Annotated in this window: 25 protein-coding genes; 8 read left to right on the forward strand and 17 right to left on the reverse strand. The window is 53.6% G+C overall.

What is annotated here, in order from left to right; genetic code table 11:
* Positions 1–107 precede the first annotated feature (107 nt).
* From G8770_RS10275 to G8770_RS10300, 6 genes are all read right to left on the reverse strand, one after another.
* A complete protein-coding gene (locus tag G8770_RS10275; RefSeq protein WP_167185789.1) occupies positions 108–1,076 on the reverse strand; it encodes a calcium/sodium antiporter in 969 nt (322 codons plus the stop codon).
* A 122-nt stretch (positions 1,077–1,198) separates the two neighbouring features.
* The gene (locus G8770_RS10280) at positions 1,199–2,062 is read right to left on the reverse strand and encodes a sensor domain-containing diguanylate cyclase (RefSeq protein WP_167185792.1); all 864 of its coding nucleotides are present in this window, start codon (positions 2,060–2,062) and stop codon (positions 1,199–1,201) included.
* A 237-nt stretch (positions 2,063–2,299) separates the two neighbouring features.
* Positions 2,300–3,109: a methyltransferase domain-containing protein gene (locus tag G8770_RS10285; RefSeq protein ID WP_167185795.1), complete on the reverse strand. Its 810-nt coding sequence runs from the start codon at positions 3,107–3,109 to the stop codon at positions 2,300–2,302.
* 25 nt (positions 3,110–3,134) lie between these two features.
* Positions 3,135–3,434 (reverse strand): GDCCVxC domain-containing (seleno)protein, encoded by a 300-nt coding sequence (locus G8770_RS24175; RefSeq protein ID WP_341771131.1) that lies wholly within the window; start codon positions 3,432–3,434, stop codon positions 3,135–3,137.
* 32 nt (positions 3,435–3,466) lie between these two features.
* Positions 3,467–3,817 (reverse strand): hypothetical protein, encoded by a 351-nt coding sequence (locus tag G8770_RS10295; RefSeq protein ID WP_167185801.1) that lies wholly within the window; start codon positions 3,815–3,817, stop codon positions 3,467–3,469.
* Between the two features lie 153 nt (positions 3,818–3,970).
* Positions 3,971–4,408 carry an MAPEG family protein gene (locus G8770_RS10300; RefSeq protein ID WP_208022184.1) on the reverse strand — a complete coding sequence of 146 codons (438 nt, stop codon included), beginning with the start codon at positions 4,406–4,408 and terminating at the stop codon, positions 3,971–3,973.
* A gap of 406 nt (positions 4,409–4,814) precedes the next feature.
* Here G8770_RS10300 and ilvD point away from each other — a divergent pair, with 406 nt between their 5' ends.
* Positions 4,815–6,656, forward strand: coding sequence for a dihydroxy-acid dehydratase (ilvD, locus tag G8770_RS10305; protein ID WP_167185804.1), 1,842 nt, complete (start codon positions 4,815–4,817; stop codon positions 6,654–6,656).
* A 109-nt stretch (positions 6,657–6,765) separates the two neighbouring features.
* Here ilvD and G8770_RS10310 read toward each other — a convergent pair whose 3' ends face one another.
* From G8770_RS10310 to G8770_RS10325, 4 genes are all read right to left on the reverse strand, one after another.
* Complete coding sequence (locus tag G8770_RS10310) at positions 6,766–7,497, reverse strand: abortive infection system antitoxin AbiGi family protein (RefSeq protein WP_167185808.1); 732 nt, start codon at positions 7,495–7,497, stop codon at positions 6,766–6,768.
* An 82-nt stretch (positions 7,498–7,579) separates the two neighbouring features.
* A complete protein-coding gene (locus G8770_RS10315) occupies positions 7,580–8,917 on the reverse strand; it encodes an SNIPE associated domain-containing protein (protein ID WP_167185811.1) in 1,338 nt (445 codons plus the stop codon).
* Positions 8,918–8,962: 45 nt separating this feature from the next.
* On the reverse strand, positions 8,963–9,481 hold the full coding sequence (locus G8770_RS10320) for a hypothetical protein (protein ID WP_167185814.1): 519 nt from the start codon (positions 9,479–9,481) through the stop codon (positions 8,963–8,965).
* Between the two features lie 414 nt (positions 9,482–9,895).
* Positions 9,896–10,255, reverse strand: coding sequence for an ArsR/SmtB family transcription factor (locus tag G8770_RS10325; protein ID WP_243760417.1), 360 nt, complete (start codon positions 10,253–10,255; stop codon positions 9,896–9,898).
* 79 nt (positions 10,256–10,334) lie between these two features.
* On the opposite strand from G8770_RS10325, the gene G8770_RS24180 reads away from it, so the two are divergent.
* The 3 genes from G8770_RS24180 to G8770_RS10340 are packed head-to-tail and all read left to right on the forward strand — an operon-like array spanning position 10,335 to position 15,582.
* Positions 10,335–13,091, forward strand: a complete 2,757-nt coding sequence (locus G8770_RS24180) for an efflux RND transporter permease subunit (RefSeq protein ID WP_243760418.1) — start codon at positions 10,335–10,337, stop codon at positions 13,089–13,091.
* 4 nt (positions 13,092–13,095) lie between these two features.
* Positions 13,096–13,959, forward strand: a complete 864-nt coding sequence (locus tag G8770_RS10335; RefSeq protein WP_167185816.1) for an outer membrane lipoprotein-sorting protein — start codon at positions 13,096–13,098, stop codon at positions 13,957–13,959.
* A gap of 42 nt (positions 13,960–14,001) precedes the next feature.
* The gene (locus G8770_RS10340; protein ID WP_167185819.1) at positions 14,002–15,582 is read left to right on the forward strand and encodes a DUF1302 domain-containing protein; all 1,581 of its coding nucleotides are present in this window, start codon (positions 14,002–14,004) and stop codon (positions 15,580–15,582) included.
* 111 nt (positions 15,583–15,693) lie between these two features.
* On the opposite strand, the gene G8770_RS10345 is transcribed toward G8770_RS10340, so the two are convergent.
* From G8770_RS10345 to G8770_RS10355, 3 genes are read right to left on the reverse strand one after another with little or no spacing between them, the layout of a single operon-like run.
* Complete coding sequence (locus tag G8770_RS10345) at positions 15,694–17,055, reverse strand: acyl-CoA dehydrogenase family protein (protein ID WP_167185822.1); 1,362 nt, start codon at positions 17,053–17,055, stop codon at positions 15,694–15,696.
* A gap of 23 nt (positions 17,056–17,078) precedes the next feature.
* Entirely contained in the window at positions 17,079–17,597 is a 519-nt protein-coding gene (locus G8770_RS10350) for a flavin reductase family protein (protein ID WP_167185825.1), read from the reverse strand.
* 25 nt (positions 17,598–17,622) lie between these two features.
* On the reverse strand, positions 17,623–17,883 hold the full coding sequence (locus G8770_RS10355) for a hypothetical protein (RefSeq protein ID WP_167185828.1): 261 nt from the start codon (positions 17,881–17,883) through the stop codon (positions 17,623–17,625).
* 133 nt (positions 17,884–18,016) lie between these two features.
* On the opposite strand from G8770_RS10355, the gene G8770_RS10360 reads away from it, so the two are divergent.
* Positions 18,017–18,715: a winged helix-turn-helix transcriptional regulator gene (locus G8770_RS10360; RefSeq protein ID WP_167185830.1), complete on the forward strand. Its 699-nt coding sequence runs from the start codon at positions 18,017–18,019 to the stop codon at positions 18,713–18,715.
* Here G8770_RS10360 and G8770_RS10365 read toward each other — a convergent pair.
* The gene (locus G8770_RS10365; protein ID WP_167185833.1) at positions 18,707–20,068 is read right to left on the reverse strand and encodes a dicarboxylate/amino acid:cation symporter; all 1,362 of its coding nucleotides are present in this window, start codon (positions 20,066–20,068) and stop codon (positions 18,707–18,709) included. The two genes, G8770_RS10360 and G8770_RS10365, sit on opposite strands and share 9 nt — an antisense overlap.
* A gap of 243 nt (positions 20,069–20,311) precedes the next feature.
* Between G8770_RS10365 and G8770_RS10370 the strand changes: the two genes are divergently transcribed.
* Entirely contained in the window at positions 20,312–21,391 is a 1,080-nt protein-coding gene (locus tag G8770_RS10370) for an endonuclease/exonuclease/phosphatase family protein (RefSeq protein ID WP_341771132.1), read from the forward strand.
* 48 nt (positions 21,392–21,439) lie between these two features.
* Here the strand turns inward: G8770_RS10370 and G8770_RS10375 are convergent, their stop codons facing one another.
* Complete coding sequence (locus tag G8770_RS10375; RefSeq protein ID WP_167185835.1) at positions 21,440–22,861, reverse strand: MATE family efflux transporter; 1,422 nt, start codon at positions 22,859–22,861, stop codon at positions 21,440–21,442.
* Between the two features lie 318 nt (positions 22,862–23,179).
* Here G8770_RS10375 and G8770_RS10380 point away from each other — a divergent pair, with 318 nt between their 5' ends.
* Positions 23,180–24,424, forward strand: coding sequence for an MFS transporter (locus G8770_RS10380; RefSeq protein ID WP_167185838.1), 1,245 nt, complete (start codon positions 23,180–23,182; stop codon positions 24,422–24,424).
* Between the two features lie 81 nt (positions 24,425–24,505).
* Here the strand turns inward: G8770_RS10380 and G8770_RS10385 are convergent, their stop codons facing one another.
* Together G8770_RS10385 and G8770_RS10390 are read right to left on the reverse strand one after the other, a co-directional pair.
* Positions 24,506–25,414, reverse strand: a complete 909-nt coding sequence (locus G8770_RS10385) for an oxidoreductase (RefSeq protein WP_167185841.1) — start codon at positions 25,412–25,414, stop codon at positions 24,506–24,508.
* Between the two features lie 31 nt (positions 25,415–25,445).
* Positions 25,446–25,760: a hypothetical protein gene (locus G8770_RS10390; RefSeq protein ID WP_167185844.1), complete on the reverse strand. Its 315-nt coding sequence runs from the start codon at positions 25,758–25,760 to the stop codon at positions 25,446–25,448.
* Positions 25,761–25,949: 189 nt separating this feature from the next.
* Here G8770_RS10390 and G8770_RS10395 point away from each other — a divergent pair, with 189 nt between their 5' ends.
* Positions 25,950–26,354, forward strand: a complete 405-nt coding sequence (locus G8770_RS10395) for an MAPEG family protein (RefSeq protein ID WP_167185846.1) — start codon at positions 25,950–25,952, stop codon at positions 26,352–26,354.
* Positions 26,355–26,463 lie beyond the last annotated feature (109 nt).

Below are 26,463 nucleotides of genomic sequence, written 5' to 3' on the forward strand. Positions count from 1 at the left end.
CGTTAACTCTTCGGCATAAACCTTGTTGTCACAAGGCTTTTGGTTACAGGCATTTTTGAGATAGGGCCTAGGGGGCTTGTGGTGTTCTACATCGCTGTGTTCGTTTATTAGATAATGCTGAATATCAGGTAAATATTGTAGGCCACAAAGCCGAGCAACAGTGTCCCGCCCTCCCAACGGTTGATCCGACCCTGGCCCCGAAAGCCAAAGGCCATCAGCAGCAGCGCCGCTGTCATCGCCATCATTACCAACCAGTCACGGTTCACCACCTCCGGGGTGATAGCCATGACAGGATGTATGACCCCGGCAATACCGATCACGGCCAACAGATTGAACATGTTCGAACCCACGACATTGCCAATCGCAATATCGTGCTCACCTTTGCGGGCTGCGATCACAGACGCGGCCAACTCCGGCAGCGAAGTGCCCAGAGCAACAATGGTTAAACCGATCACCAGATCACTGACGCCCAGCGCTTCAGCAATAGTAACCGCACCCCAAACCAGCAGGCGGGAACTCAGAATTAATAAAACCAACCCCAATACCAGCCAAAACACGGCTTTACCTAGCGACATGGGATGCGCTTCAAGTTCATGTTCCACTTGTGCTTCGAGTGGATCACCCTGGCCGCGGAGAGCAGAAAAAATGCTCCAGCCAATCAGCCCGAAAAAGCCCAGCAGCAATAAAACCGACTCCACCCGGCTCAGGGAATAATCCCACAAAAAATACCCGCTTACGGCACCAATAGCCAACAACAGAGGCAGCTCTTTGCGAACGATTTTTGAGTGAACGATAATCGGAGCGATCAGCGCCGTCACGCCCAGAATCAAACTGGTGTTAACAATATTCGAACCCAGCGCATTGCCCAGTGCCAGCTCCGGTTTTCCATCCAGAGCCGCCATGGCCGAAACCACCATCTCTGGCGCAGAAGTGCCAAAACCCACAATCACCATGCCGATCAACAGCGGGGGCATGCCGACAATCTTCGCCGTAGCCGCAGCGCCGTCCACGAAGCGATCTGCGCTCCAGACCAACAAGATAAGGCCAAACACAACAGCCAGAGCAGCCAGTAACATTGAAACTCCTTACCGCAAAAGTTAATAGAGAAGCGAACACGCGTCGGTGATCAAAAACCGAGTCGATAACTAAAAGAGCGTGATAATAAAACCGGTCTGGCCTGAGTTGTCCCGTAAGCCCGTCAGCCGGTTTGGGTGCGTCTGCCTTTCAGACGATACATCGCCTCATCCGCATGGCTCAGCAGGGTATTGGCATCCTCCCCGTCCGCGGGATAACAGGCCACCCCGATACTGCAGGAAGGCATTTTGATTCCGTCGAATTCAGCGCCCAACGGCTCGGCCATGACTGCGGCAATCTGCTCCACCTTCTTTTTAACCACCGCCGCTGACGGGATGTCCGTCAGCAGCACCGTGAATTCATCGCCGCCCATCCGGGCCAACGTGTCAGTCTCACGTACGCAGCGTTCCAGGCGTCGTGCGATCGTACAGAGCACACGATCACCCACTGTATGCCCATGGGTATCATTAATCGACTTAAAGTCATTGATATCCAGAAACAGCAACGCCAGCCCCCTCTGGTGGCGATGGGCCGCACGCAGAGCCGATTCAAGTCGATCATTGAACAGCGACCGGTTCGTCAGCCCGGTCAGTGGATCGTGATGAGCCAGGAAACGCAATTTCTCCTCGGCCTGCCAGAGAGCCGTCACGTCACGCGCCACACCGATGCGCGCACAGTCCTCCTCGGACCAGCGGGCCGACCACAGGATGTGAACGATGGAGCCATTTTTGTGGATGTAACGGTTGCGGAAGTCGCGGTGGCTGTGGCCATTCAAGACCCGGTCAATGGAGGCGCGTGTGGCAGCAAGGTCGTCGGGATGCATATAGTCGGTGATCAGGGTACCGATCAGCTCGTCGGCACGGTAACCGAGCAGGGCCTCACAGGCATCACTCACAAATACGATCTGATCGCCCCGATCGACCACGAAGACCGCGTCCAGCAACAGGTGAATCAGTTTAGGATAAAGCGCTTTCAGATCAACGGGCATAAGTCAGCGGAATTTGGGGGGGGCGTATGCCCGATTATAGCCGTATCGCGACGCGCGGCGATACGAAATTGTCATATGCCCATGGGTCAGGAATGCTCAAACCGGCATCACGCCTATAGGTGGCTGTCTATTTCGTTGAACACTTCCCAATCGGATGGTTTTATCTTCTCGCCTCTGACGGCGTAGAAAATGTGGCAGTCACGGCTGTGTGAAGTGGGGCTGCCGCACCGGCCTTTGCTAGTCGGCGGGTGCAACGCCTGTGACGATATGGGCAGGCGAATTGAAAACGACCTCACCCTGTGCGGATACGTATTCTCCAAGTGCACTCTCCGCTTGCGCCAGAATTTTTTGTATCAGTTCCTCATTCAGGACAACCCCCATGACCGGCAGCCAGCCTCTGAGGTCGGCCTCGACCATCACCTTGATGCCAGGAAAACGAGCTGTGCCAGTGCGTGTCTCAATCGTCACCGGGTCTATGCCGGCTGCTTTAAACATGTTGGCCAACGCATGTTTGTCGCCCAGCACGAAAGGCGCTCTCAGCGCGTTTGCCGCAGTGACGCCCGCGAGGCGCTCGAGTAATACCACTTCGGCCGCGTAAGCTTCCGAGTTTTCGAGACGGTCCCAGACGGCGACAGCAAGTTTACCGCCGGGCCGCAGCACCCGCAGCATCTCTTTCAGAGCCAGTGAGCGATCGCTGAAAAACATTAACCCGAACTGGCAGCACACCGCATCAAAGGATCGATCAGGATAGGGCAGGGACTCGGCCGTTGCCTCCGTCCACTCGATGTCAGGTGCCAGCTCGCTGGCAACGGCTAACATACCCGGCCCAGGGTCAACTCCTGCCACAAACCCGTGGCTACCCACGCGCACGGCCGCTTCTCTCGCTAACACGCCAGTGCCGCACGCGACATCGAGTACCCGATTTCCTGCGCGGACGTCTGCAGCATCAAGCAGGGTAGGGCACCACTGCTTGAACAGCGCCGGTACATGCAGGTTCTCGTAGGCCCGTGCTCCTGCAATTTGATCGTCAAGGTTTGGAGCTTGCATGGTTGTCGTCTCCTCTTGCCCGTGATTATTGACAACAATCACGGCCTCTTTGCACCGGCGGGCAGTTAATTGATCCAAACGAACAAAAGACACAACAATCGCCCGGCTTGGGTTTTAAAAGTTGCTGGCAGGCTTTGCATTCATAAAAATACTGACATGCATCTGTTGGCATGGTTTCTGTCTCGGTGTGACCGCAGAATGGACAAGTAATATTTGATATAAGCTCGATGGTTTTCATCTTGTTCGGCGCTAATGGGTCGTCATAAAACCTTGGATTGTTGTGACGGTGTAGGTCAATACGAACAGATAAATAATAGGCCAACATTGGCAATGTGAACGACGGGTATGTTGAATGGTTTAAAAAACCATGGCGTGATCCACCCGGTATCGGCCCTCGTCGTACACTAAAACCATTTCGGCAACATATTCACCTGGCGCCTCGGTGTAATATTGTTTCCAGACAATAGCCGCAGATGTGGGTCTCTTGAAAACGGCTACCGCTTCCCGGTGTGCAAAGAAACCCTTTTCGGCCTGATAGCTAACGCAAGCCTGATTGAAATAATCTCGGGTGACAATCTTTAACATTCTTTTGTTAAAATCACGCACGTGTCGTTCATGGTCGATTTTCGTTGATGCCTCCATGAGGTTGTCCATAATAGGGTTGGCGATATCCAGTATTGCTTGATCGGACATTTCTTCAAAATTCATGGCACGACCTAATGAGTTTTTGCGAGACGAAATAACGGCAGAGCAGGGGCCATACACAATAATGTATCCCTGAGTTTTGTTTCTGACATTAGGGGCTGAGTGCGTTTCAACCGCCTTTAATTGTAACGTGTCTTAGAGAAACCTTTTACCATGTTAAACCGTTTTGGTAAAAGTTTCTGAAAGTACTACGAAAGCAATGCCAAAGAAGCATAGGATTTGAGAAAAAAATAAACAGAAACGAACAAAGGTAATGGTGTTGGTTTGCACAAAGATCACATGCACCAGTGACTGCAGGATTCTGGCGGCCAAAACAATGATCGACATTGTAACCACGGCCGCTGACACACTGTTGGTAACGTGGGCGGCAAACACCACGGCAATGAATATCGGCAAGTTCTCTATGCAATTAGCATGAGCCCGCATCGCACGCTTGTAAAAATCGCTGCCCTTAACATCGTCGGCGCGAAAATCTATGAGCTGTGCTTTACCTGCAAAAACAGAGCCCCAACGGTATACTCCAACGGTGAGCACAAGCAGGAGTATCGTCCACACCGCAAAAAGAAGAACCATTAAAACCGGAATTGTCATCATAGTTGTTTTTAACCTTTTTCGGCATGATTACCCGTAAAAGAGGACTGGCGCTCCCTGCCATGTTTTCCCGTAATTTAAAGTCGGCACTGACGCGTGAAACACACCCAAATAATAGTCCAATTCCAGCCCGGCACGGCTAAGCCGACCTTAGCGGTCGGCTTTTGGCGTTTATTTGATCCTTGATGGAACCATTCTGGTTGTTCTTGAGAATCCTGCAAGGTCCATGATGAATGCTGTGGATTCTTAATGACTTTTTTGGGGGAGCCATACATCGCCCGAGTTGACGCTCAGTGTTGAGCCCCATTTGTAAAATCACCCGCTTTGTCACCTTTGAGATATTCTCACTGGGTTACTGCGAATAACCTCTCCCTCAGAAAACTCACATAAACCAGAGGGAGCCCAAGCCATGCGACCATTCCGATCCGCTAAAGTCACCCAGGGTAAAACCGCCTCAGCAGCTCGCTCCTTATGGATGGCCGGGGGAGTACAACGAGAAGATTTCGGCAAGCCCATAATCGCCATTGCCAACTCATTTACCGAGTTCGTGCCCGGGCACGTGCATTTGCAGGAGGTCGGACGACTGGTGAGCGAGGCCATCTGGGAGGCCGGCGGCATTCCCCGGGAGTTCAACACCATTGCCGTGGACGACGGCATCGCCATGGGTCATGACGGCATGCTGTACAGCCTGCCGAGCCGTGAAATCATCGCCGACAGTATCGAATACATGGTCAATGCCCACTGTGCGGACGCCATTATCTGCCTGTCCAACTGCGACAAGATTACCCCGGGAATGCTGATGGCGGGTCTGCGTCTCAACATCCCGGTGATCTATGTCTCCGGCGGTCCCATGGAAGCGGGGCGCATCGAAGTGGAGAGCCAGGTACAACGGGTGGATCCCATCGACACCTACATTGCCGCCTTCAATGAGGACCACTTCAGTGGCAAGGCGGAAGAGGTGGAAAACCACGCCTGCCCCACCTGCGGTTCCTGCTCCGGCATGTTCACCGCCAACTCCATGAACTGTCTGGCCGAGGCTCTGGGGCTGGCGCTGCCCGGCAACGGCTCGCTATTGGCCACCCACGTCGACCGCAAGCAACTGTTTATCCGCGCCGCTCACAAAATCGTCGATATGGCAAAACGCCATTATCTGGAGGAAGACGACAGCGTGCTGCCGCGCAGCATTGCCACCCGCAGTGCTTTCGAAAACGCCATGAAGGTGGATATCGCCATGGGCGGCTCCACCAACACCATTTTGCACCTGCTGGCCATGGCGCAGGAAGCCGAGGTGGATTTCACCATGGCCGATATGGATCGCCTGTCGCGCCAGATTCCCCATCTGTGCAAGGTGTCACCGGCAAGCAAAGACTACTATATGGAAGACGTGCACCGCGCCGGCGGCATCATGGCGATTCTTGGCGAGCTGGAGCGTGCCGGCCTGATCGACACCAGCGTGGCGAGTGTCGCCGGCAAAGATTTGGGTGAAGTGCTGGCCAAGTGGGACTATCTGCGCAGCCGTGACCCGGAGGTGATGGAGTTCTATCGGGCCGCGCCGGGCGGTAAGCGCACCATTCGAGCCTACAGCCAGGCAGCGCGCTGGAATAGCCTGGACATGGACCGTGAACATGGCTGCATCCGCAGCCTTGACCACCCCTACAGTCAGGAAGGCGGTCTGGCGGTGTTGTTCGGCAACCTGGCGGAGAGCGGCTGCATCGTCAAGACCGGCGCCGTTTATGAGCACATGTACCGCTTCAGCGGTACCGCAAAAGTCTTCGACCAACAGGAAACCGCCCTCACCGCCATCGACAACGGTGACATTAAGGACGGCACCGTGTTGATCATTCGCTACGAGGGCCCCAAGGGCGGACCGGGCATGCAGGAGATGCTGAAACCCACCATGAGCCTGAAAGCGAAAAACCTCGACAGCACCTGCGCACTGATCACCGACGGGCGTTACTCTGGCGCCTCTGCCGGTCTCTCCATCGGCCACGTGTCACCGGAAGCCGCCAACCGGGGTAACCTGGCGCTGGTGCAGGATGGTGACGTGATTGAGATTGATATTCCGAACCGCAGCATCAATATCATGGTGAGCGAACAGGAACTGGGTGATCGCCGTGCCACCATGGATTCCTTGCCCGCCGCTCAGGCCTGGCAACCACAGGGGGAGCGCACGCGCGTGGTCACCAAAGCCTTGAAAGCCTATGCCGCATTTGCCACCAGCGCCGACCGCGGCGGTTACCGGGATTTGTAGACCTTTCCTCTCACGGGTTTTCTCAAAACTATTCGGGGTCAGAGTTTTTACTCTGACCCCGAATTCCGACCCCGAATTCCTCTGGCGATTGTGGTTGGCTTTGTTGGCATCAAACGTCATTGCGAATACTTTCGAGAGATGTAACTCTTGATATTAATAGCAGAACATCATTTAGAGGGTAACCTCCTAATTCAGATTGAATAAACTTAATAATTTCTGGTATATCAGAGTCATTTCTAACAAAAATGTATTTTATATCACTCGGCAGAAATTTAAGCATACAAAACCTTTTAGTTTCGTTATTTCTGCCTTCTATGAATTCTTGAGTTTTGTAGTCATTTCCAACGATGGTGTCATGTATATTTTCATTTCTTGCGATATATCGCCACTCAGACTCTTGGTGAAATTCTTTATTTATCAGCTCACCGGAAACTGACATTCTTCCCTCTAAAGGCTTCGTGTGAGCAAGCATAAAACGCAAAACTTCCCAGCCTTGATCTTTTTTATCACTTTCACCAAGCAGGTCTACCAGAGTATTGTAAGATTTAGGTAGTTCCGAAGTTTGCGATATGTAATGAACCGGGGTCATTCCATTTTTTAGCGCCCACTCTTTGGTTAGACCTAAACCAAACTCCCCATAAAATCCAACGTGCTCCTCTACTCGGGATAGTGGGATATCACAAAAGCAAACCATCGGATATGCTACAAACTCATTATCCTCATCCTCAATCCATTTGATATCTTCAAGACAATAACGAGGCCAAAATCCATTTTTCAGGATGGACTTAAGTGTTCCACTGCTTCTTGTGAAGTGAAATAACGTATGTGACTTAGCTGGCAAGAGTACCTCTCAAAAAAGCTAATGCTGCCAACACAGGCAGCCGAAACGTGTAGGAGTGCTTGTCCCTTATTATTCCGCGTTTCTATATGGTTTCAGGAAAAGCATAAATGACATCACTTGCTGTTTTTTCTTTATTCCGTTGTGCAATAATGCTCTTGGACTCACGATAATCTCTAGCCTCTGCTGTTTCAATGAATTCAGCCTCCGGTGAAATTTTTCGAACTGCATTCTCAACATCCGCAAGGGTGACACGAAAAAACTCCTTTCGTGTATTCACTAAATTAAGTCTCACCTCGTCAAATTTTTTATGCAACGAGCTTTCTAAAGCTGGAGCATCTTCAGAGTGAATCATTGCATGAACATCAAAAGTAAAGGGTACGCTTGCATCACCAAGCTCCTTAACTCGATCTAAAGGCTCAAGCCGTCTAGTCATCCCAATTTTGTATACATTATCGCCGAACGATCCGATATTCGAGATGATATATACGTGCCCGCGCTTCGTCTGTTCAGCCATAGATTTGGCTCGCTCAGATTTTTCATGAGCCTCTTTAAGCTCCTTACTCATCTGAGATATTTTTTGATTGAGTGAATTCAGCTTGGTTCCGGTTGCTTTTTCTGCTTCTTTTTTAGCTCTTTCTAGAAGTTTATTATATTTTTCCTCCTCTTTTAGAGCCCTTTCCAATTCTTGTTCTAACTTCGCTTCTTCACGCATTTGGAGCCTTATTTCTTGTTGCTCCTCTTTTTCACGTTGTTTCTTTTCTGCGTATTCGTGGGCAAGTCTAAGCTCTTTCAATTTCAGAGAGTAATATTCATGTGAAATAACGACTGCATTAGATTGATTTAGTTTATTTATAGCATCGTATGCTTTCTCAATTCGCTGCTCCATCCTGTCAACGTTATTCCACCTTGTATTAGATACAGCCGCATCACACTCATTATTAAATGCCCTCGCAGTTAATTTTATTGCGCGATTAGTCATTGTCCGGCCTTTTGCTTTACTGCCTTCTACAGACCACTCGGTAGTGCAATAGACTGCTTGCGTAGATGAAATTAAATCTTTCTGCTCCTGCTTTACCTTGGCTATTTCCTCTTTGTACCTTTCAGATGTATCAAAATCAAAATGAGGCTTGTAAAAACCTAGTTCAGCCAGCTGAATTTCTTCGTCATATATTGCTGCCTCTTTTACCAATTTTTCGAATAAGGTTCGCTTTTCTTTATAGCTAGTGCGAAGAGTTTTTATTTCATGGTCTATAGATTCTTTTTCTTTTTTAGATTTCTCAACTTCTAGATTGACATCAATGATTTTTGAGTATTTTGATTCAAGCTCTTTGACTCGCGTTTTCATCCTGAATATTATGAATAGAACTGCTATAAATGCTATTGCTAGAATAACTATTCCGACTATTACTTGATCTTCCATAAAGGTATATCCTCGAATTTAATCTGGTATATAATGCCCAGAACGTTAGGCCTTTGTTACACGAAAAATCATTCTTCCGTATACGCGAAGGTCACTTAGTTTTATGCGCAAATTGGAGATGTGTCCAAATTTTGGGCTGCGCTCTTCAGGTTGTTTGTGTCCATGAGCATTGAAAGTATCAGAGCACGCCACAAACACTGTGTTGTCATGCACTTCGGTAACAACGAACCAATGCTCGGGTGTGCTAACAATTGCAACTGTATTCTCATCAATCAGTCGATCAATTTTTTGTCTGTTTCCTGGATCGAGGACTACTTTGAACTTGTTACTTGAGAGCGACTTTAGGAATCGCTGTGCGACGCCTTCCAGCTTTTTTCCATCATCGTCGAAAGCTAGTGTTCCGACATTTTGGCGAAGAAACAACCCAGCCTTCGGAAGCGAAGAGATGGCGTGGGACCAATTTTCTACAGTCACTGTATCATTTAGCGAAATAACTGCGTTCGCGATGGAGTAGAGAAAGCATGCTCCATCAAAGTCTCCCTGAGATTTAAGTTTTCGATTCACTAAAGGCTCTCCTGCTAAGGCATAACACCTTATCCAACCTCACGATAACCCACCCAAACACATCACAATGACATCTCCCCCCAAACAATCATCCACAAAAACCCGGATCATCCCAATCTTCCAAACCCAAAAAACCACACCGGCGGCCCAAAACACCACACCAAAAATACCCAAAGGAGGAAAACTCAAGAAAGGACCGCACATCCCGTGCCTCATGCCTAAGCACAAGTAATTTCCCTATTGGCGCAGCTGGCGCCAAATTCAACATGCATTGTTAACCAGACCATCCCGCACTTCAAGGTTTTAGCAACAAACAGCCCCCGTCATTGACCAGCGTCATGACAACAGCCCGGTTTTATCTCTACGGTCGACGATGGCGCCGACTGAAGGTGTGGTCACAAGGCGGTATCGACGCTACTCAGGCTGGGCGCAATAGATCTGGTACAAGACTTCGAGAATCGATTTTGAATGGGGGTCGTGCAGGGCGTAGTAAATCTTTTGCCCCTCGCGGCGGGTGGTGACGATGGACTGTTTGCGCAGTTTGGCCAGATGTTGCGAGACCGCAGACTGGCTCAGGCCCACCAGTTCCTCCAGTTCCCCGGCGGTGTGTTCGCGGCTGACAAGGGCGCACAACACCAGCAGCCTGGCGGGGTTGGACAATGTTCTGAGCAGTTCTGCGGCCAGTTCAGCGTTCTTCTGCATGACGGCCATGTCCATGGTGCCGGTCATGGCGTCTTGGCCCACATTGTCATTGGGGTTTGAGGTGTCAGTCATTCCGGGATCCACATATTAGTTGACTCTAATATAATCAACTTCTAATATTTGCGCAAAGTTGAATTGTTGAGGATGGATTATGCCCACTACGATGCTGGCTGACAAAGCGGTATATTTTGCACTGAGTCACCCCAAAACGGTGGCGAGGGTGACGGCCATCGTGACGCTGGTGCTGTTGGCCCTGGCGGCGGTGCCGAATTTTGTCGATGTGCCCGGCCTCAAGCCGGTGACGGTGGATACCGATCCGGAAAACATGCTCTCGCACGACGAACCGGTGCGGGTATTTCACGATGAGGCGAAAAAGCGCTTTGATCTGAACGACATTGTGGTGGTGGGTATCGTCAACGAGGCCAACCCACAGGGGGTGTTTAATCAGGCCTCCCTCAAGCGGATTTATGACCTGACGGAATTTGCCAAGACCCTGAACTGGCCCGCAGAAGACGAGACCGAGCCAAATACCGACGCAGAACTGCCGCAAGGCGCTCGTGAAGGCTTTAGTGAAGGCTCTAGTGGAGAGACGCGCAAAGGCGTGGTTGCCGTCGATATTATTGCCCCCTCGACGGTGGACAATATTGAGCAGGGCGGTCTGGGCAGTGTGAATTTTTCCTGGTTGATGCCCCAGCCGCCGACCAGCGATGCCGAAGCGCTGCAGGTGCGGGATCGGGCGCAGCGCATTCCGTTCCTCAATGGCACGCTGGTGTCCGAAGATGGCAAGGCCATCGCACTCTATTTACCGATTACCTCCAAAGACCTGTCCTGGCGGGTCAGCAATGCCTTGCGCGACTACGTGGAAGGCTGGGAGGGCGACGACAAGGTCTACATTACCGGTTTGCCGGTGGCGGAAGACACCTTCGGCGTGGAAATGTTTATTCAAATGGCCATCTCGGCACCATTGGCCATGCTGACGATTTTTCTGTTGCTGTGGTGGTTCTTCAAACGTCTGGTGCTGGTGACGTCACCGATGATCGTGGCGATGGTCAGTGCCCTGGCCACCATGGCCTTGCTGGTGATTTCCGGCAACACCATCCACATCATGAGCTCCATGATTCCGATCTTTATCATGCCCATTGCGGTGTTGGACGCGATCCATATTCTGTCGGAATTTTTTGATCGCTACCCCCAGCACAAAGATCGCCGTGAGACCTTAAAGGTGGTGATGCACACCCTGTTTGCACCGATGTTGTTTACCACCCTGACCACCATGGCAGGTTTTCTGTCGCTGGCCTTAACCCCGATTCCGCCGGTGCAGGTGTTCGGCATTTTTGTCGCCATCGGTGTGTTCATCGCCTGGCTGCTGACGATGCTGTTCATTCCTGCCTACATTATGTTGATCGATGAAAGTAAGCTGCAGGGCTATGGGCACGCAGGCAGTGTCGGTGAAGAAGATCACACGCTGATGGGGCGCGGATTGAGCGCGATCGGGCGCGGCACCACCCGACGTCCGGCGGTGGTGCTGGTACTGACGTTGCTGGTGGCGGCCGTGGCGGGTTATGGCATCACGCAAATCAAAATTAACGACAACCCCATCAAGTGGTTTGGGCCGGAGCACGACATCCGCGTGGCCGACCGGGTGCTCAACGATCACTTCGGCGGCACCTACATGGCGTATCTGGCCTTGAGCGCACCGCAAGATGCCGGCGTGGATAAAGCCCAGCTGCGCCAGGCTCTGCAGGTTAAAAAAGAGGAGCTTGGCAGCGCGGGTCTGAACACCGATTTGGTCGAGCCGCTGGATGCGTTTATTGCGTCTCAAGCTGCCGGGCAAGCCGACGACTTCTTCTCGGCGGTTGGCCAGTATGTGGAGACGCAACTCAGCAACGCCGCCGGCGATGACTATTACGCCTGGGATGAATTGGCGATCTGGGTCGATGCCCGGCGGCAGCAACAGCAAGTCTTTAAACAACCGGAAACCCTGCACTGGATGGCACAGTTACAGCAGGCTCTGGTTGCGGATGACAAGGTGGGCAAGATCAATTCGCTGGTGGACGTGGTGAAAACCGTGCACCGGGAGCTGCTGCTGGGCGAGGAGCAGGCTTTCCGTATTCCCGACACGGCCAACGCGGTGGGACAGACGTTGATTACCTACCAGAACAGCCATCGCCCCCAGGATCTGTGGCACTTTGTGACGCCGGATTATCGGCAAGCCAACCTCTGGTTGCAGCTCACCAGCGGCGATAATCGCGATATGGAAGCGGTGATGACCCGACTCGACACTTTCCTGCAAGACCATCCGGCGCCGCAGGGCATTGAGGCCGACTGGTTTGGTCTCACCTACATCAATGTGGCCTGGCAGGACAAGATGGTCAAAGGGATGTTGAAATCGTTTGCGGGCTCTTTTCTCGTGGTGCTGGTTATGATGGTGCTGTTGTTCCGCTCGTGGTTGATGGGGTTGTTGTCGATGATTCCACTGACCTTAACCGTGGGCTTTATCTACGGCGTGGTGGGTTTGATTGGCAAGGACTATGACATGCCGGTGGCGATTCTGAGTGCGCTCAGTCTGGGACTGGCGGTGGACTATGCCATTCACTTTCTGGCCCGCTCGCGTGAAGCGGTGCGCCAGCAGGGCAGCTGGAAGGCGGCCGTGAGTCATGTCTTTGGCGAGCCGGCGCGGGCCATCAGTCGCAACGCCATCGTGCTCAGCGCCGGGTTTTTACCGTTGTTGGCGGCGCCGCTGGTGCCTTATCAAACGGTGGGCATTTTTATCGCCGCCATCATTTTGTGTGCGGGTATCGCCACCCTGGTCATTTTGCCGGCCATGGCAACGCTGCTGCAACATCAGATTTTTAAACATCCGATGTATAAACATCAGATGCAAAAACAGAACGCCGAAAAAGGATAATGTTATGAAATTTTCCCATCGATTTTCCAGCCTGTTGCTGGCCAGTGTCTGCATGATGTCAACGCCACCGCTGCTGGCCCAAGGGGTAGAACCGCAGGCAACATCGGCAAACAACGCGACGCCGAGTGTGGATGAGATTGTGCATCGCACCAACCATGTGTCTTATTTTCAGGGCAAGGACGGGCGGGCGCAGGTGCAGATGGTCATTACCGATGATCAGGGTCGCAGTCGTCAGCGCAGTTTTACCATCTTGCGTCGCGACCGGTCCGACAGCGAAGCGGTTACCGATCACGCCTATCTGGGGGAGCAACAGCTCTACGTGTACTTCAATCGCCCGGCGGATGTGAACAAGATGGTGTTCATGGTGCACAAAAAACGGCAGGCCGACGATGATCGCTGGTTGTATTTGCCGGCGCTGGATCTGGTCAAGCGCATTGCCGCCAGCGACAAACGCACCAGCTTTGTCGGCTCGGATTATTTTTACGAAGATGTCAGCGGCCGCAGCGTGGAGGAAGATACTCACGAGTTATTGCGCACCACCGATAACTACTATGTGTTGCGACACACGCCCAAAGACCCCGACTCGGTAGAGTTCGCCTATTACGATATGTATGTGCACAAACAGAGTTTTATTCCGGTGCAGGTAGAGTTTTTTGATAAAAACAACAGCAAGTATCGTGTCTCCCGCGCCTTGAAAGTGGATGACATTGATGGCTATCCCACGGTGACCGAGGCCAGTATGGAAAACCTCAACACGGGCAGCAAAACCCTGATGCGCTACAGTCAGGTGCGTTACAACATCGGTTTGCCGGATGACGTCTTCACCGAGCGTTATTTGCGCACACCGCCACGCCAATATTTACGCTAGACAGCCCCAGAATAGAACAGAACAGAACAGAGGCCGAGCTTAGTGAAACGCCATTCGACAACTGCCAGCACAACCCGACGAATACGAACCACACGGGCAACCACAACCGCGCTGCTGTGGGTGGCACTGTGTTGCGTTGCCGGTTGTATCGTGTCGCCGGTGGCTTTCGCCGAACCGGCGTTGCCCGCGGGTTTGGAACCTGAAAAGACGGAGCTCCCAGAGACCGTACCCGAGGACCCTGAGTTAGAGAAACCTGAGTTAGAGAACCCTGAATTTGAGGAACCTGAGCTGCCGGCAGGGATGTCGGAGAGCCCATCGCCAGAGCCGGCGCTGCCGGACTTTGGCAGCGACTCCGTTTTCGATCAAGAGAGTTCCGCTGGCTTTCAGTGGGATGAAGCCGCTGATGACGGCGCCGCCGAATGGCTGACCAGCAGCGGTTTTGGGGAGGTGCGTGCCGGGACTCGCACTCGGGATCCGATTCAACAGCGCCACACCTCGCTGGCGGAAGCCCGTCTGGCCCTTGATCTGGACGCCGACTGGCGCGCCTGGCACAGCAAGCTGTCGTTGAACCTGTTGTACGATGATGTCGCCGACAGTCAGCATGTGGATCTGGACACTGGCGAGGGCTGGCTGGATCTTCGGGAAGCCTGGGTCAGCCGCCGTGTGGGCCGTGTCGCGGATCTGAAGGCCGGTCGCCAGATCCTCACCTGGGGGGTGGGTGACCTGTTGTTTATTAACGACCTGTTTCCCAAAGACTGGAACAGTTTTCTGGCCGGTCGCGACGAGCAATATTTAAAAGCCCCCTCCGATGCTTTGCGGATGGGCTTTTACAGCAAACTGGCCAACCTGAATGTGATTTATGCGCCGCGTTTTGACAGCGACCGCTTTATCAGTGGCGATCGCCTGTCCTATTACAACCAAGCACTGGGTGAGGTCGCGGGCCGCCATGCCATCGTCCAGGTGGATAAGCCCGATCACAGCGGTGAGGACGATGAACTGGCACTGCGCGTGTATCGCAACCTCGGCAGTTTTGAGCTGGCGGTCTACGGCTATGAGGGATTTTGGAACAGTCCGGCGGGGTTTGATGCCCAGAGCGGGTTGGCAACCTTTCCCGCCCTGCGGGTGTACGGTGCCAGTGTCCGCGGGCCGGTGGGTCCGGGTATTTTTTCGTCGGAAATGGGCTACTACGATTCCCGCGATGATCAACATGGCCGCAACCCCTGGGTGAACAACAGCGAGTGGCGGGCGCTGCTGGGGTATGAGTGGGAGCCGGTTAAAAATACCACGCTGGGCGTGCAGTATTACGTCGAGCAATTGCAGGACTATGACCACTACCGCGAGAGCCTGGCGCCCGGACAACCGGCGCGGGATGAACACCGCCAAGTGGTGACGGTGCGCTTGACGCATCTGGCCATGAACCAGAACCTCACCCTCGGTGTGTTCGGTTTCTATTCTCCGTCGGATCAGGACCTGTACCTGCGACCCTCAGTCAGTTACAAGTTGACCGATAACTGGTTGCTGGCCGCTGGGCTGAATCTTTTTTCCGGGGACGAGCCGCACACCTTCTTCGGACAATTTGAAAGTAACAGCAACGCGTACCTGGCGGTACGCTTTAGTTTCTAGTTTCTAGTTTCTAGTTTCTAGTTTCCAGTGACGACAGTTGCGGGCTTTTAGGATGCAAATGTGTTGTGTCAAAGTAAGGGAGGCTAGGCCTCCCTTAGGGTCTTTCTGATTTTAAAACGCCTGGCTGGGTGGCTCTTTGCCCTGCGCCAGGGAGCCGGTGAACAACAGCTGGCGTTTTTCCTGCAGCGGGTGGAAGTGAGAGGCCATCACATCCCGGAACAGGGATTCAATGCCGCCGGCTTGCATAAACCCAAAACCGCCACAGGCTTCCAGCGCTTTGGCCACACACACTTTGCAGGCTTCGGCGGCGATGGTTTTGCGTTGGACCACCGCGTTGACCGTATCCAGTGTATTGCTGAAGCGAAAGTCGTCGACGATGCGGATCATATCGTCAACCGCCAGTTGGGCGGTGGTGAGGGCATTTTCCATTTCCCCCAGAAGATAAGGCGTCACCGGGTCGGTGCTGTTACGGCACAATTCCATCGCCCGGCGCTGGGCTTTTTCTGCGACACCGCGATACACCGACATGATCAGTGGCAGCGCCACCGGCAGGATCGTAGCCCACATTTGATGAAAATCCCCGCGCGGCCGTTTTACCGCGATGGCGGCATCCGGTACGAACACGTTTTCCAGTTTTACACTGTTAGAGCCGGTGCCTTTCATGCCCAGTGGGTGCCAGTTGTCTAACACGCTGACCCCTTCTGCGTTCATGGGCACCGGAAAGTGGAACACCTGCCAGCCTTCTTGCGGGTCTTCAAAGGGGGCCGACGTCACCAGAACATTGCCGGCAACCGAGCCGCTGGCAAAGTGTTTGATCCCACTGAAAAGATAACCGCCCTCGGTGCGGGTCAATTCACCGTTCGAGGCCAGCCAGTCACCGGCACCGGTGCTGACCAGGGCGAGCTCATTGGCCGCGACTTTTTCCAGCAACGCCTGGCCGGGTTTGCCATGTTGATGGTTGTACAGGTTCGCGGCAATGATGTGCTGGTGCATGGAAAACGACAGTGCCGTCGACGGGTGATAGCCGGCGAGCTGGCGTAAGAATTCACACATATCCGGGTACGCCACCCCCTGCCCACCCAGCGCAGTGGGCACCATGGCGGAGAAAATGTGGTGCTCCTTGAGCAGATCGTAATTGGCGCTGGCGAATTGTTCCGTGAGATCCGCGGTTTTTCCGTGGTCGGCGATACGGTCGCCAATGTCGGACAGCGTTTCAAGCAAGGATTTGGGGGACGCCATGATGCTTGTTTCCTTGAATTGATCCCCTGGCGCCTGGCCCGCAGGCGCGGCCGTGGGGGTAGTTTTATTGTTTTGAGTTTGATGGCCGGTCACGTCGTGTGTCTTCAGTTTGGTTTGAATACGATCGGACGTGATGCCGTCAGTGTTAAACGCTTTGGAGGCAACCTTGGCGGTTGTTGCCTGGATGGCGGCAACGCGGTTCGAAGCGGTAGGGGTAGGGGTTATCGTGGTCATCATTATTCTCCGAGTATAGTCGTTCAGGCGGAAACAGCTAACGTCTGTGCTTTGAGGGAGGGCAAGCTTTGAAAGGCGCCCTGGGCAAACACCAGTGGCGACGCCTGGGACTCACCACTGTCGATGACCTGGCCAATCAGCATCAGATGATCGCCAAGTCGAAATCGGTTAAACACGGAACATTGAAACCAGGCACTGCCGTTGGGAATCACCAGCGGTTTGCCGGGCTCGATGCGCAGGCCGTGAAATTTGTCGGCTCCGCGTTGTGCAAATCGGGTGGCGACGTCGGCCTGGTGTTCGTTGAGTACGGTGATCGAGAACTGTTCGGCCTGCGCAAAGGCGCAATAGCTGGCGGCGTGACGATCAATACACCAGCCAACCAGCGCCGGCACCATCGAGATTGAATGAAAGCTGTTGATGGTCATGCCGACGGGTTTGCCATCGCGGCCTTCGGTGGTGACGATGGCGACCCCGGTGGGGTATTGCCCCAGTCGGCGGCGAAGGCTGCGGGTTTCGGTTTGAGTGGTCAGTGTTTTACACATAATAAGCACCCCGTTTATAAGTAGATTAATGTGCCAGTGGCAGGTCAGAAGTGGCTGACGTGTTTTGAAGACTCGCAAGCCAGTTGCGGGCCATCAGATAAAAAGTGGTTCGGTGTTGACGTTGAGCCAGGGCGACACATTTTTTGGCCCAACGAAATTGTTGCTCAGTGGGCAGCGTTTTGGCTTGTGCCAGTCTTTCGGTCATATGACGGTTGAGTTGTTTGTCCCGGTAGTCCATCGCTGATGCTCCAAACAGTTTTGATAGAGTGATGGCTTTTGAAGTCATGGGTCTATCCTAGAGCAGTTGGCTGCGGGAGCTTCATCTATAATCTGTAGTAACTCACTACAAAAGGTGTAGTAACTCACTACACTTTGTTGATATACCCAGTGGTATATTCCAAATAATAGGTAAGCCGATTATGGGTTATAACCAGTTCTGCCCTATTGCCAAAGGGATGGAGGTGTTGGGCGAAAAATGGACCCTGCTGATCGTCAGAGAGTTGATCATGGGGTCGACTCGTTTCAATGAATTTCAACGAGGCCTGCCGAGTATTTCCCCGACATTGTTAACCAAACGTTTGTCTGCCATGGAAGCGGACGGGCTGTTGTTTAAAAAGCGCATTCCCGGTCAGCGGGGGTTTGAATACTTTCCCACTCAGGCGTGTCAGGATCTGTTTCCGGTGATTGAGCAGATTGGCATTTGGGGCATGCAGTGGGCCCGTCAACAAATGACCGAAGACGACTTTGATCTGGAGCTGTTGATGCTGTACCTGGAGCGCAGTATTCAACCGGATAAATTGTCCGGCCGCGAAACGGTGATCAAATTTAACTTCACGGATGTGAAAGATTATCCCAACTGGTGGATTGTGGTGCAGAACGGCGACGTGGATGTGTGCGTGCACGATCCGGGTAAAGAGGTGGATGTCTATTTTAACGTTTGTGTGCGGGTGATGTGCGGGTTGTGGATGGGCGACATCAGTTATCGAAAAGCCATTGCCGATGGTGCCTTGCAGCTGGTCGGACACAAGGCGTTGACGCAAAATGTCACCTCCTGGCTCCAACCCAGTATCTTTGCCGGCAGCCAGCCGGCCAGTGCGATACTGGAACCCCTATTGTGAGGGCTCGTTAACGGGCGTCAGGGTAATGTCGGCATCGGCTGACAGTAACCGGTCGGTGACACAGCACATCACCACATCCCCCAGCACGTTGATGGTGGTGCGGCACATGTCGAGAACTCGGTCCACACCCAGCAGCAGTGCGACCCCGGCGGCCGGAATACCCACCCCTTCGAGGACCATACTGAGAATCACGATACCGGCACCGGGGGTGGCGGGCGAACCAATCGATGCCGCAATCGCCATGGTGACGACAAACACATAGTTGGTGAGCGTCAGCTCCACCGCAAACACCTGTGCCAGGAACACCGTTGCCACGCCCTGGTAGAGCGCGGTCCCGGTCATATTAATGGTGGCCCCCAGGGGGATCAGAAAGCGGGCAATGCCGGGGCGAACGCCGAAGGTATTCTCCGTGACTTTTAAGCTCAGTGGCATCACCGCCGCCGAACTGCTGGTGGAGAATGCCAGCAGCAACAGTTCCCGCATGTCCGAGATAAAGGTTTTGATGTCGCGTTGGCCAATCAGTTTGATCACCAGCAGGTAAAACAACGTCAGCAGCAACAGTCCACCGACCACCGTCAGGACGTACAACAGCATGCCTGTCAGTACCTCCAGTCCCAGGTTTGCCACCAGTCGGGTGATCAGCCCGAACACAGCCAGCGGCGCCAGTAACATGGCCCAGGACACCACCCGCATACTGACTTCCTGCAGTGCGCCGAGCAAATCAAACAGCGGCTGAGCTTGCTTGGGGGCGATGGAGATCAGCGCGAAACCGAGGATGGCCGCGAATAAAACCACTTGTAACATTTCACCCGAGACCATAGAGGCCATGGGGTTATGGGGAAACAGCGAGACCATTTTGCCGGGCATGTCGGCTGCCGATGGAAAGTGTTGCGTGGCTGGTGCGTTCGCGGATGGGGAGAGGCCGCTCTCCTGCAGGGCTTCGCTGTTGATGTGGTGACCGGGTTTGATCAACTGAGCCAAACCAATGCCCGTCACCGTGCCGATGACGGTGGTGCAGAGGATAAAGCCCAGCGCAAACAATCCGATTTGTTTCAGGGCTTTGGGGTTGCGGTTCGCCGCCAGGCCACGAACTATGGAGGCGATCACCAGCGGCACAACAATCATTTGAATCAAAGCCAGGAACAGTTGTCCCGGCAGTGCCAGCCACGAGGTAATGACGGTCACGACGGGCTGTGGTATCAAGTTCAGTTCCGGTCCCAGCAACAATCCACAGCCAATACCAAGCCCCAGGCCGATCAGCACTTTCATCCACAAGCGGCCTTCGATCAGCCGGTCAAGCCGATCGCTCAGTTTTTTCAGCGGTTCGAGATAGAACGACTTGGAGTTCGCCATAGGGTTTAAATCCTTGTTGGGTATGCATCCTTAAATCTTCAAGACTCACTCTGTACATGCCGATCGTGAGGGGGGCTTTTGATCAGACAGGTATGGCCGTCATTTATAAGGGGAAGCGTAGACGATTTCACCGCCCCTCACCTTGATTTGGCGCAACAGGGGCGATTTGATCATGTCCGTTTCAGGCTCGAAAGGGTAGGATGAAGGCTGAATTTTGACAGACCGTAACCGGAAACCTGAATTGTGTTGATCATAGCGTTAGCCACCTTGCTGCTCGGCGTTGTCACGTTATTGCCATTCTCGCGACATCCGCACTGGCTGATCCGCGGCGCGGATTTTCCGCGATTACAGTTTGCCTTGATGGCGATTGCGCTGTTGCTGGCACAGCTGATGTTTCTGGATTCGAGCGCGACAGGTACGCGGCTTTTGATGGGCGTTACGGCCTTATGCCTGGGCTACCAATTGTGGTGGATCCTGCCCTACACGCCACTTTGGCCGCAGGAAGTCCAAACCGCCCGGAACCGCTGTGCAGAGCGTCAACTGAGCATCCTTACATCCAATGTATTAACCCCGAACCGCAACGCTGCGGCCTTGCTGGCCCTGGTCAATCAGCACCAACCCGATGTGCTCGTGACTCTGGAGTCTGACCAGTGGTGGCAGGAGCAGCTCGCAGAACTCGAATCGGTCATGCCTTATACCATTCAGTGCCCGCTGGATAATTTGTACGGCATGCACGTGTATTCGCGCTTACCGCTTGCCGACACCGAGATTGCATTTTTGGTGGAAGACGATGTGCCCTCCATGCACGCGCGGTTGTCATTGCGCAGCGGAGATTCGGTGCGCATGCATTTTCTGCATCCGGCACCGCCCAGTCCCACCGAAAACCCGGAATCGACAGAGCGGGATGCCGAGCTGGTGATGGTGGCCCGCAGTATCGCCAACAGTGATCAGCCGGTGATACTCACCGGGGACCTCAACGATGTCGCCTGGTCGCCGACCACCCGCTTATTTCGGAAAATCAGCGGTCTGCTGGATCCGCGCATCGGCCGGGGCATGTTCAATACCTTCAATGCCAAGTACCCCTTTCTGCGCTGGCCGCTCGACCATTTATTCCACAGTGAACACTTTACGGTGGAATCCATTCAGCGATTGCCACCGATCGGGTCAGATCACTTCGCGCTGTTGACCTGCCTGTTGTATACCCCGGTGGCCGGCCTCAAGCAGTCAGGGTTATCGGCCAACAGCGAGGATCGATCCTGGGCGCAGTCGATTGTTGACGATCAGAGCGTCAGCAAAGCGGACGTACCGGAACCGGGTGAGTAAGGCCGCACCCACGGTAAAATCTCCGCCTGGAGCTCTGGCACCCGTTGCTTAGCGATAACCCTCATCGCTCCAGCCCTTATCAATGACCTCCAGCGCCTGTTTGTCTTGTTCGGTAATGCGCGTTTGCTTCCAGCCGCCACGGGCAAACCAGGCGATGGAAATGATGGCAATGAGGATATTGGTGATCGGGAAGGACCACCAGAGTCCGTCGGCACCCAGCGCCGTATGATTGGACAGGATATACGCCAGCGGGAACTGAATCATCCACTGGGAAATCAGGGCAATCACCATGGCGTTCATCATATTACCCGATGCCCGGAAGGCCGACACGATGGTGAGTTGAATGCCAATGCCACCCCAGGCCAGACACATGATGCGAATAAAGTGCGCGCCTTCGCGAATCACGTCGGCGTCATTGGGGACAAAGAAGGCGACAATTTGCGGCGCGATCAGGTAGGCAAGCATACCCACCAGCGTCAGCGCCCCAAAACCATAAAGAGTGCCCAGATGCGTGATCCTGGCGGCACGCTGAATATTGCCGGCGCCAATGTTTTGCCCCACCAGGGTCGAGACAGCCATGGATAAGCCCATCGCCGGAATCGTAATGACCTGCAGAACGTTGGCGCCGATGCCGTAGGCGGCCAGGGTCAGGGTGCCAAAACTGGCGATCAAAAACGTCATCAACATCAGACCCAGGCCCCGGGTCGATAATTCCACCGAGCAGGGAAAACCGAGAAAAAAAGCTTTTTTGATGTACGCAAAATCCGGTTTGAAACCCGACCAGGCCAGATGAATGCCATGCTGGCCACGCAGAAAGACCCATAGACCAATCACTGCCGCAATGGATTGTGTCGCCAGCGTCGCCAGCGCCGCGCCCTTGACCCCAAAAGCCGGAAAAGAGCCGTAACCAAAGATCAGCAAGGGGTCGAGCGCGAAATTGAGAATCACGGTCCCCAGCACGATAAACAGCGGGATACGGGTTTGTCCCACGCCCCGCATCAGCGACTGGAACATCGCGAAGATAAACACAAAGATGACGCCGATGAAGGAGACTCGCATAAACCCCAGGGCGCCGTCATACACTTGCGGGGTCACGCCGAGCAGCGTCAGCAGATAGGGAGACAGGAGCACACCCAGCGCCGCCAGAATGATGGAAGTGACGGTGATCATTAACAGGGTTTGCGCCGCCACGTGGTTGACCATGTCGTGCCGGCCGGCACCCATGTATTGGGCGGTGAGTGTGGCGCCTGCCACGGACAGACCCGCGCCCATGGCGATGACCAAAAAGGTGACTGGCATGCTGATGGAGACGGCGGCAACCGCAGCGGCTCCCAGGCGGCCTACCCAGAAGGCATCGGTCAGCTGGTAGCCGGCCTGCAGAATGTTGGCGAGCACAATGGGGACCGCCAGGTTGAATAAGGCGCGGGGGATGGAACCGTTGAGAAAGAGGTGTTGACGGCCGGAGGCCATAGTGAATCCCTTGTTTATTATCGCTGGATCTGGAAGGCCACAGAAAGCAAATTTTAAAGCTGCGGCCTGGTTTTGGGATCGCTATTCGCTCTGTTCTGGCTTACTATTGTACATCACTGATGATTAGTTTCTAGTTGGGTGGGCAATTTGAGAGCACCTTTAGGTCGCCTCGTGGAGGGCTATGTCGAGGGTTATGTTACCGGGCGACGGCCGTAGACGGCGGTTCTCTGTGGGCGACAAGCCAGCTGCTGATTGCTGCGGGTTTGAGGCTGCTGGGGTGTTAATCCAATCGATAATTACAATAACAGAGAGTGCATAATGAAATTTAACTTTTATCAAGGATGGTGGCAGGTGGCCGTGGCTCTGCTGCTGCAAGGGGTCAGCGCGGCCAGTATATTCACGGGTTACAGCGTCGTGGTGGCGCCGTTCAAACTGGAGTTTGGCCCCAGTAACATGGTGCTTATGCTGGGCATGACCGTCACGTCCCTGTGTTCGGGTCTGTTGAGTCCCTCCATTGGCGCGGCACTGGATCGCTTTTCCATGCGCCGGTTGATGCTGGCCGGCTCGGCCCTGGTGGCGGTGGGGTTTTTACTGCTTTCGATAACCACATCTATGGTGCAGGTGCTGGTGATCTATGCGGTGTTCATGGCGATGGGCAGCATCCTGCTGGGGCCCATCGCATCATCGGCGTTGCTGGCGCGCTGGTTTACCCGCCGGCGGGGCCTGGCGATGGGCATTGCGGCCAGTGGCTCTGCGATTGGCGGATTGCTGTTACCACCGCTGTTGCAAATGCTGATTGACTCCTATGAATGGCGCGATGCCCTCAGAATGTTTGGCGTATTGATTTTCGCGTTAACTGCCCCGGTGATTGCCCTGCTGGTGATTGATCGGCCAACCCCGGAGCAACAGGCTGCGGAAGCCGGTACCGCCGCGTCCACCGCTGGCGGCGACACCGCGGTATTAGAGCCCGTCGGCAGTGTGTTCAAGGACCGCAATTTCTGGTTGATTGCCATGATCATCGGCATTCTGTTTTGTGGCCCCATGGCGCTGGTCAGTAACATCATCCAATTTGTCGGTGGCATGGGCATTGAAGCCTCCGAGGGGGCGCTACTCATTTCTATTTTTTCGGCGGCCACGTTTACTGGAAAGATGTTGTGTGCCTGCATCGTGGATCACATCAACAAGCGCCTGGGGCTGGCGGTCACGCTGTGCAGTTTGGCTGTGGGCATGCTGTTGTTTCTGCAGGCGCAGGGGTTTTCGTTACTGGTCGTTGCCTGTCTGATCACCGGCATGGCCTCGGGCACGGCCCTGTTGTTCTGGAGTGTGATACTGGCCCAGGTGTATGGCCCCAATCGAGTGGGGCAAATGATGGGCAAGATGAACCTGATCATCATGCCATTAACGCTATTGGCGCCGCCGTTGTTTGGCTGGGTGTTTGACCTCACGGGTAGTTATGCCAATGCGTTCATGGGGTACATGTTGATGATTTTGCTGGCGCTGATGTTTCTTTCTCAGGTGCAGGTTGATTCAGGGAAATCGGTTGCCGCGCAAGCCGCAAGCTAATGATCCAAACGATGATTCGCTTGCGGAAATAAAAAAAGCCGGCTTCGGACTGGCATTTCGTGGTTAACCCCCCGTTTTGGGTCAGCTGGAAGGCAAATAGCGGGTGCCGGTTAGCGTCTCGGAGGCCGTCCACAGCTGTTCGGCCAGATCGGTGTTTTTGGCAACCTTATTGATTTTGGCAGTGGCCGGCTTGCCACCAATTTCAAGGAAACCACCGGGACCGTAGTAGTCGCCCCCCCTAACACCACTGCCCTCGGCTGCCAGAATAATGGGGCGGGCCGCGTCCGCGGCAGAGGGGATGAATGCTTCCATTTTCTTATGAAACCATTTGCTGAGTGCACTGGCGTTTTCCCGGTTCAGCGCCGGACTGTTTTGATGGATGTTGGTGTTGGCAAATCCGGGGTGGGCTCCCACGGCTATGGTCTTACTGCCAGATTGCTGCAGGCGGCGATTCAGCTCCAACGTGTGACTCATTATGGCCACTTTGCTGTTGCCATAGGCTTTCCATTGATCGTAGTCAGTGATCTCCCAATTGAGGTTGTCGACGTTCAGTTTGCCCATGCGATGGGCGAGACTGCAGACGTTCACAATTCTAGTGGGAATGTCTTTACGGAAGTAGGGCAATAACAGGCCGGTCAGACTAAAGGCACCCAGGTAATTGGTGGCCAGTTGCATTTCGTGACCGGCGGCATTGCGGGTCAGTGGGATGGCGACGATACCAGCGTTGTTGATGAGTACATCCAGTGCGCCGAACTGATCGATAAACTGAGCGGCAAACGTCTGCACCGAGATCAGGTCTGAAACGTCCAGACGAATGATGTGGAGGTCGGCATTGGGCACTTCTTTTTCAATCTGGGCTTTTGCGTCTGTGGCCTTGTCCAGATTTCTGCAGGCCATGATGACCTTGGCCCCTTCGCGGGCAAAGTGCAGGGTAGATTGAAAACCAATGCCGGCATTGGCACCGGTAATTATGATAATTTTTTGTGTCACAGTCATTTCTCTTGTATCGGTTATAGGCTGTTTATGGAAGGTTGAGCTTGCCAAAGTACGAGGCCAGGTAAAATGCCATGCACATACAGCCGGTAAAGCCACTCAGTAAAAGCCACAAGCTGCCGGAGGTGATATCAGCCAGGAAAAAGAACAGGGCGCTTAACAGAAAGTTACTGGTTGCCCAGACGATGTTCAGGGTGGGTGATGACAGCCCTACGCCGGGAGGTTTGGCAAACGGAGTGGGAAATTGCTGGCCGGTTAGCCCTTTCACAAAGTGTGGAATCCCATTGATGATGAAGCCACCGGCTAAAAATACAAATAAGTACTGGTACCATGCGGCGTTCATGAATTTGCTCCTAAGTTTGTAGTCTTCCTTGTGCGCCGCACAGCTTGACGGAGCGGCATCCAGTGTGAAAAAGTGCTGGCTGTGAGTATCTATTAATCATCATTGATGTTCAATCTTGGGTTGAGCCATAAATGGTTGAGAAGGGTGCGGTATCATGGACAGTCAATTTTAAATGGATAAGGAGTACAAATGATGGCCATTTCCTTGATTTGCGTGGCTTTGCTGGCCTTTTTGTGCATTGCTCTGGGCTTTAATGTCTCTATGGCGCGGGCCAAAAGCCGTCAGGTTTACGGCTATGAAACCGACCCGGAAAGTCGCATGTACAAAGCGCAACGGGCACATGGGAATACCATTGAATATGCCCCGGTGCTGATATTGTTGATCTATATCCTCGGGCAGAGTCCGCAGCCGGCCTGGGTCATTGTCACGATGGTGTTGGCCACGTTTTTTCGCTATCTGTTGGTTGCCGGCTTGCTGCTGCCCAAGACGATGGCAAAGCCAAACCCCATGCGATTTGTGGGCGCGTTGGGAACCTATATCACCGGTTTTGTGTTGGTGGTGGCGACACTGATGCTGGCGTTGAAGATGCTCTAGTGACGTTCATTTTTGACAATACTGTCTTTTAACCTCTGCAGGTCAGGGGGTGTCGTCTCTGCGCTGAGCGATGCTGCGATTGTAAAACCAACAATAACAAAGAGGGCGT

This window comes from Pseudomaricurvus hydrocarbonicus, from assembly GCF_011602365.1.
GTDB lineage: Bacteria > Pseudomonadota > Gammaproteobacteria > Pseudomonadales > Cellvibrionaceae > Pseudomaricurvus > Pseudomaricurvus hydrocarbonicus.

Coding starts and splice junctions, on each gene's coding strand:
- G8770_RS10275 (WP_167185789.1), bottom strand. CDS start 1,076: ATGTTACTGGCTGCTCTGGCTGTTGTGTTTGGCCTTATCTTGTTGGTC.
- G8770_RS10280 (WP_167185792.1), bottom strand. CDS start 2,062: ATGCCCGTTGATCTGAAAGCGCTTTATCCTAAACTGATTCACCTGTTG.
- G8770_RS10285 (WP_167185795.1), bottom strand. CDS start 3,109: ATGCAAGCTCCAAACCTTGACGATCAAATTGCAGGAGCACGGGCCTAC.
- G8770_RS24175 (WP_341771131.1), bottom strand. CDS start 3,434: ATGTTGGCCTATTATTTATCTGTTCGTATTGACCTACACCGTCACAAC.
- G8770_RS10295 (WP_167185801.1), bottom strand. CDS start 3,817: ATGAATTTTGAAGAAATGTCCGATCAAGCAATACTGGATATCGCCAAC.
- G8770_RS10300 (WP_208022184.1), bottom strand. CDS start 4,408: ATGATGACAATTCCGGTTTTAATGGTTCTTCTTTTTGCGGTGTGGACG.
- ilvD (WP_167185804.1), top strand. CDS start 4,815: ATGCGACCATTCCGATCCGCTAAAGTCACCCAGGGTAAAACCGCCTCA.
- G8770_RS10315 (WP_167185811.1), bottom strand. CDS start 8,917: ATGGAAGATCAAGTAATAGTCGGAATAGTTATTCTAGCAATAGCATTT.
- G8770_RS10325 (WP_243760417.1), bottom strand. CDS start 10,255: ATGACTGACACCTCAAACCCCAATGACAATGTGGGCCAAGACGCCATG.
- G8770_RS24180 (WP_243760418.1), top strand. CDS start 10,335: ATGCCCACTACGATGCTGGCTGACAAAGCGGTATATTTTGCACTGAGT.
- G8770_RS10335 (WP_167185816.1), top strand. CDS start 13,096: ATGAAATTTTCCCATCGATTTTCCAGCCTGTTGCTGGCCAGTGTCTGC.
- G8770_RS10345 (WP_167185822.1), bottom strand. CDS start 17,055: ATGACCACGATAACCCCTACCCCTACCGCTTCGAACCGCGTTGCCGCC.
- G8770_RS10350 (WP_167185825.1), bottom strand. CDS start 17,597: ATGTGTAAAACACTGACCACTCAAACCGAAACCCGCAGCCTTCGCCGC.
- G8770_RS10355 (WP_167185828.1), bottom strand. CDS start 17,883: ATGACTTCAAAAGCCATCACTCTATCAAAACTGTTTGGAGCATCAGCG.
- G8770_RS10360 (WP_167185830.1), top strand. CDS start 18,017: ATGGGTTATAACCAGTTCTGCCCTATTGCCAAAGGGATGGAGGTGTTG.
- G8770_RS10365 (WP_167185833.1), bottom strand. CDS start 20,068: ATGGCGAACTCCAAGTCGTTCTATCTCGAACCGCTGAAAAAACTGAGC.
- G8770_RS10375 (WP_167185835.1), bottom strand. CDS start 22,861: ATGGCCTCCGGCCGTCAACACCTCTTTCTCAACGGTTCCATCCCCCGC.
- G8770_RS10380 (WP_167185838.1), top strand. CDS start 23,180: ATGAAATTTAACTTTTATCAAGGATGGTGGCAGGTGGCCGTGGCTCTG.
- G8770_RS10390 (WP_167185844.1), bottom strand. CDS start 25,760: ATGAACGCCGCATGGTACCAGTACTTATTTGTATTTTTAGCCGGTGGC.
- G8770_RS10395 (WP_167185846.1), top strand. CDS start 25,950: ATGATGGCCATTTCCTTGATTTGCGTGGCTTTGCTGGCCTTTTTGTGC.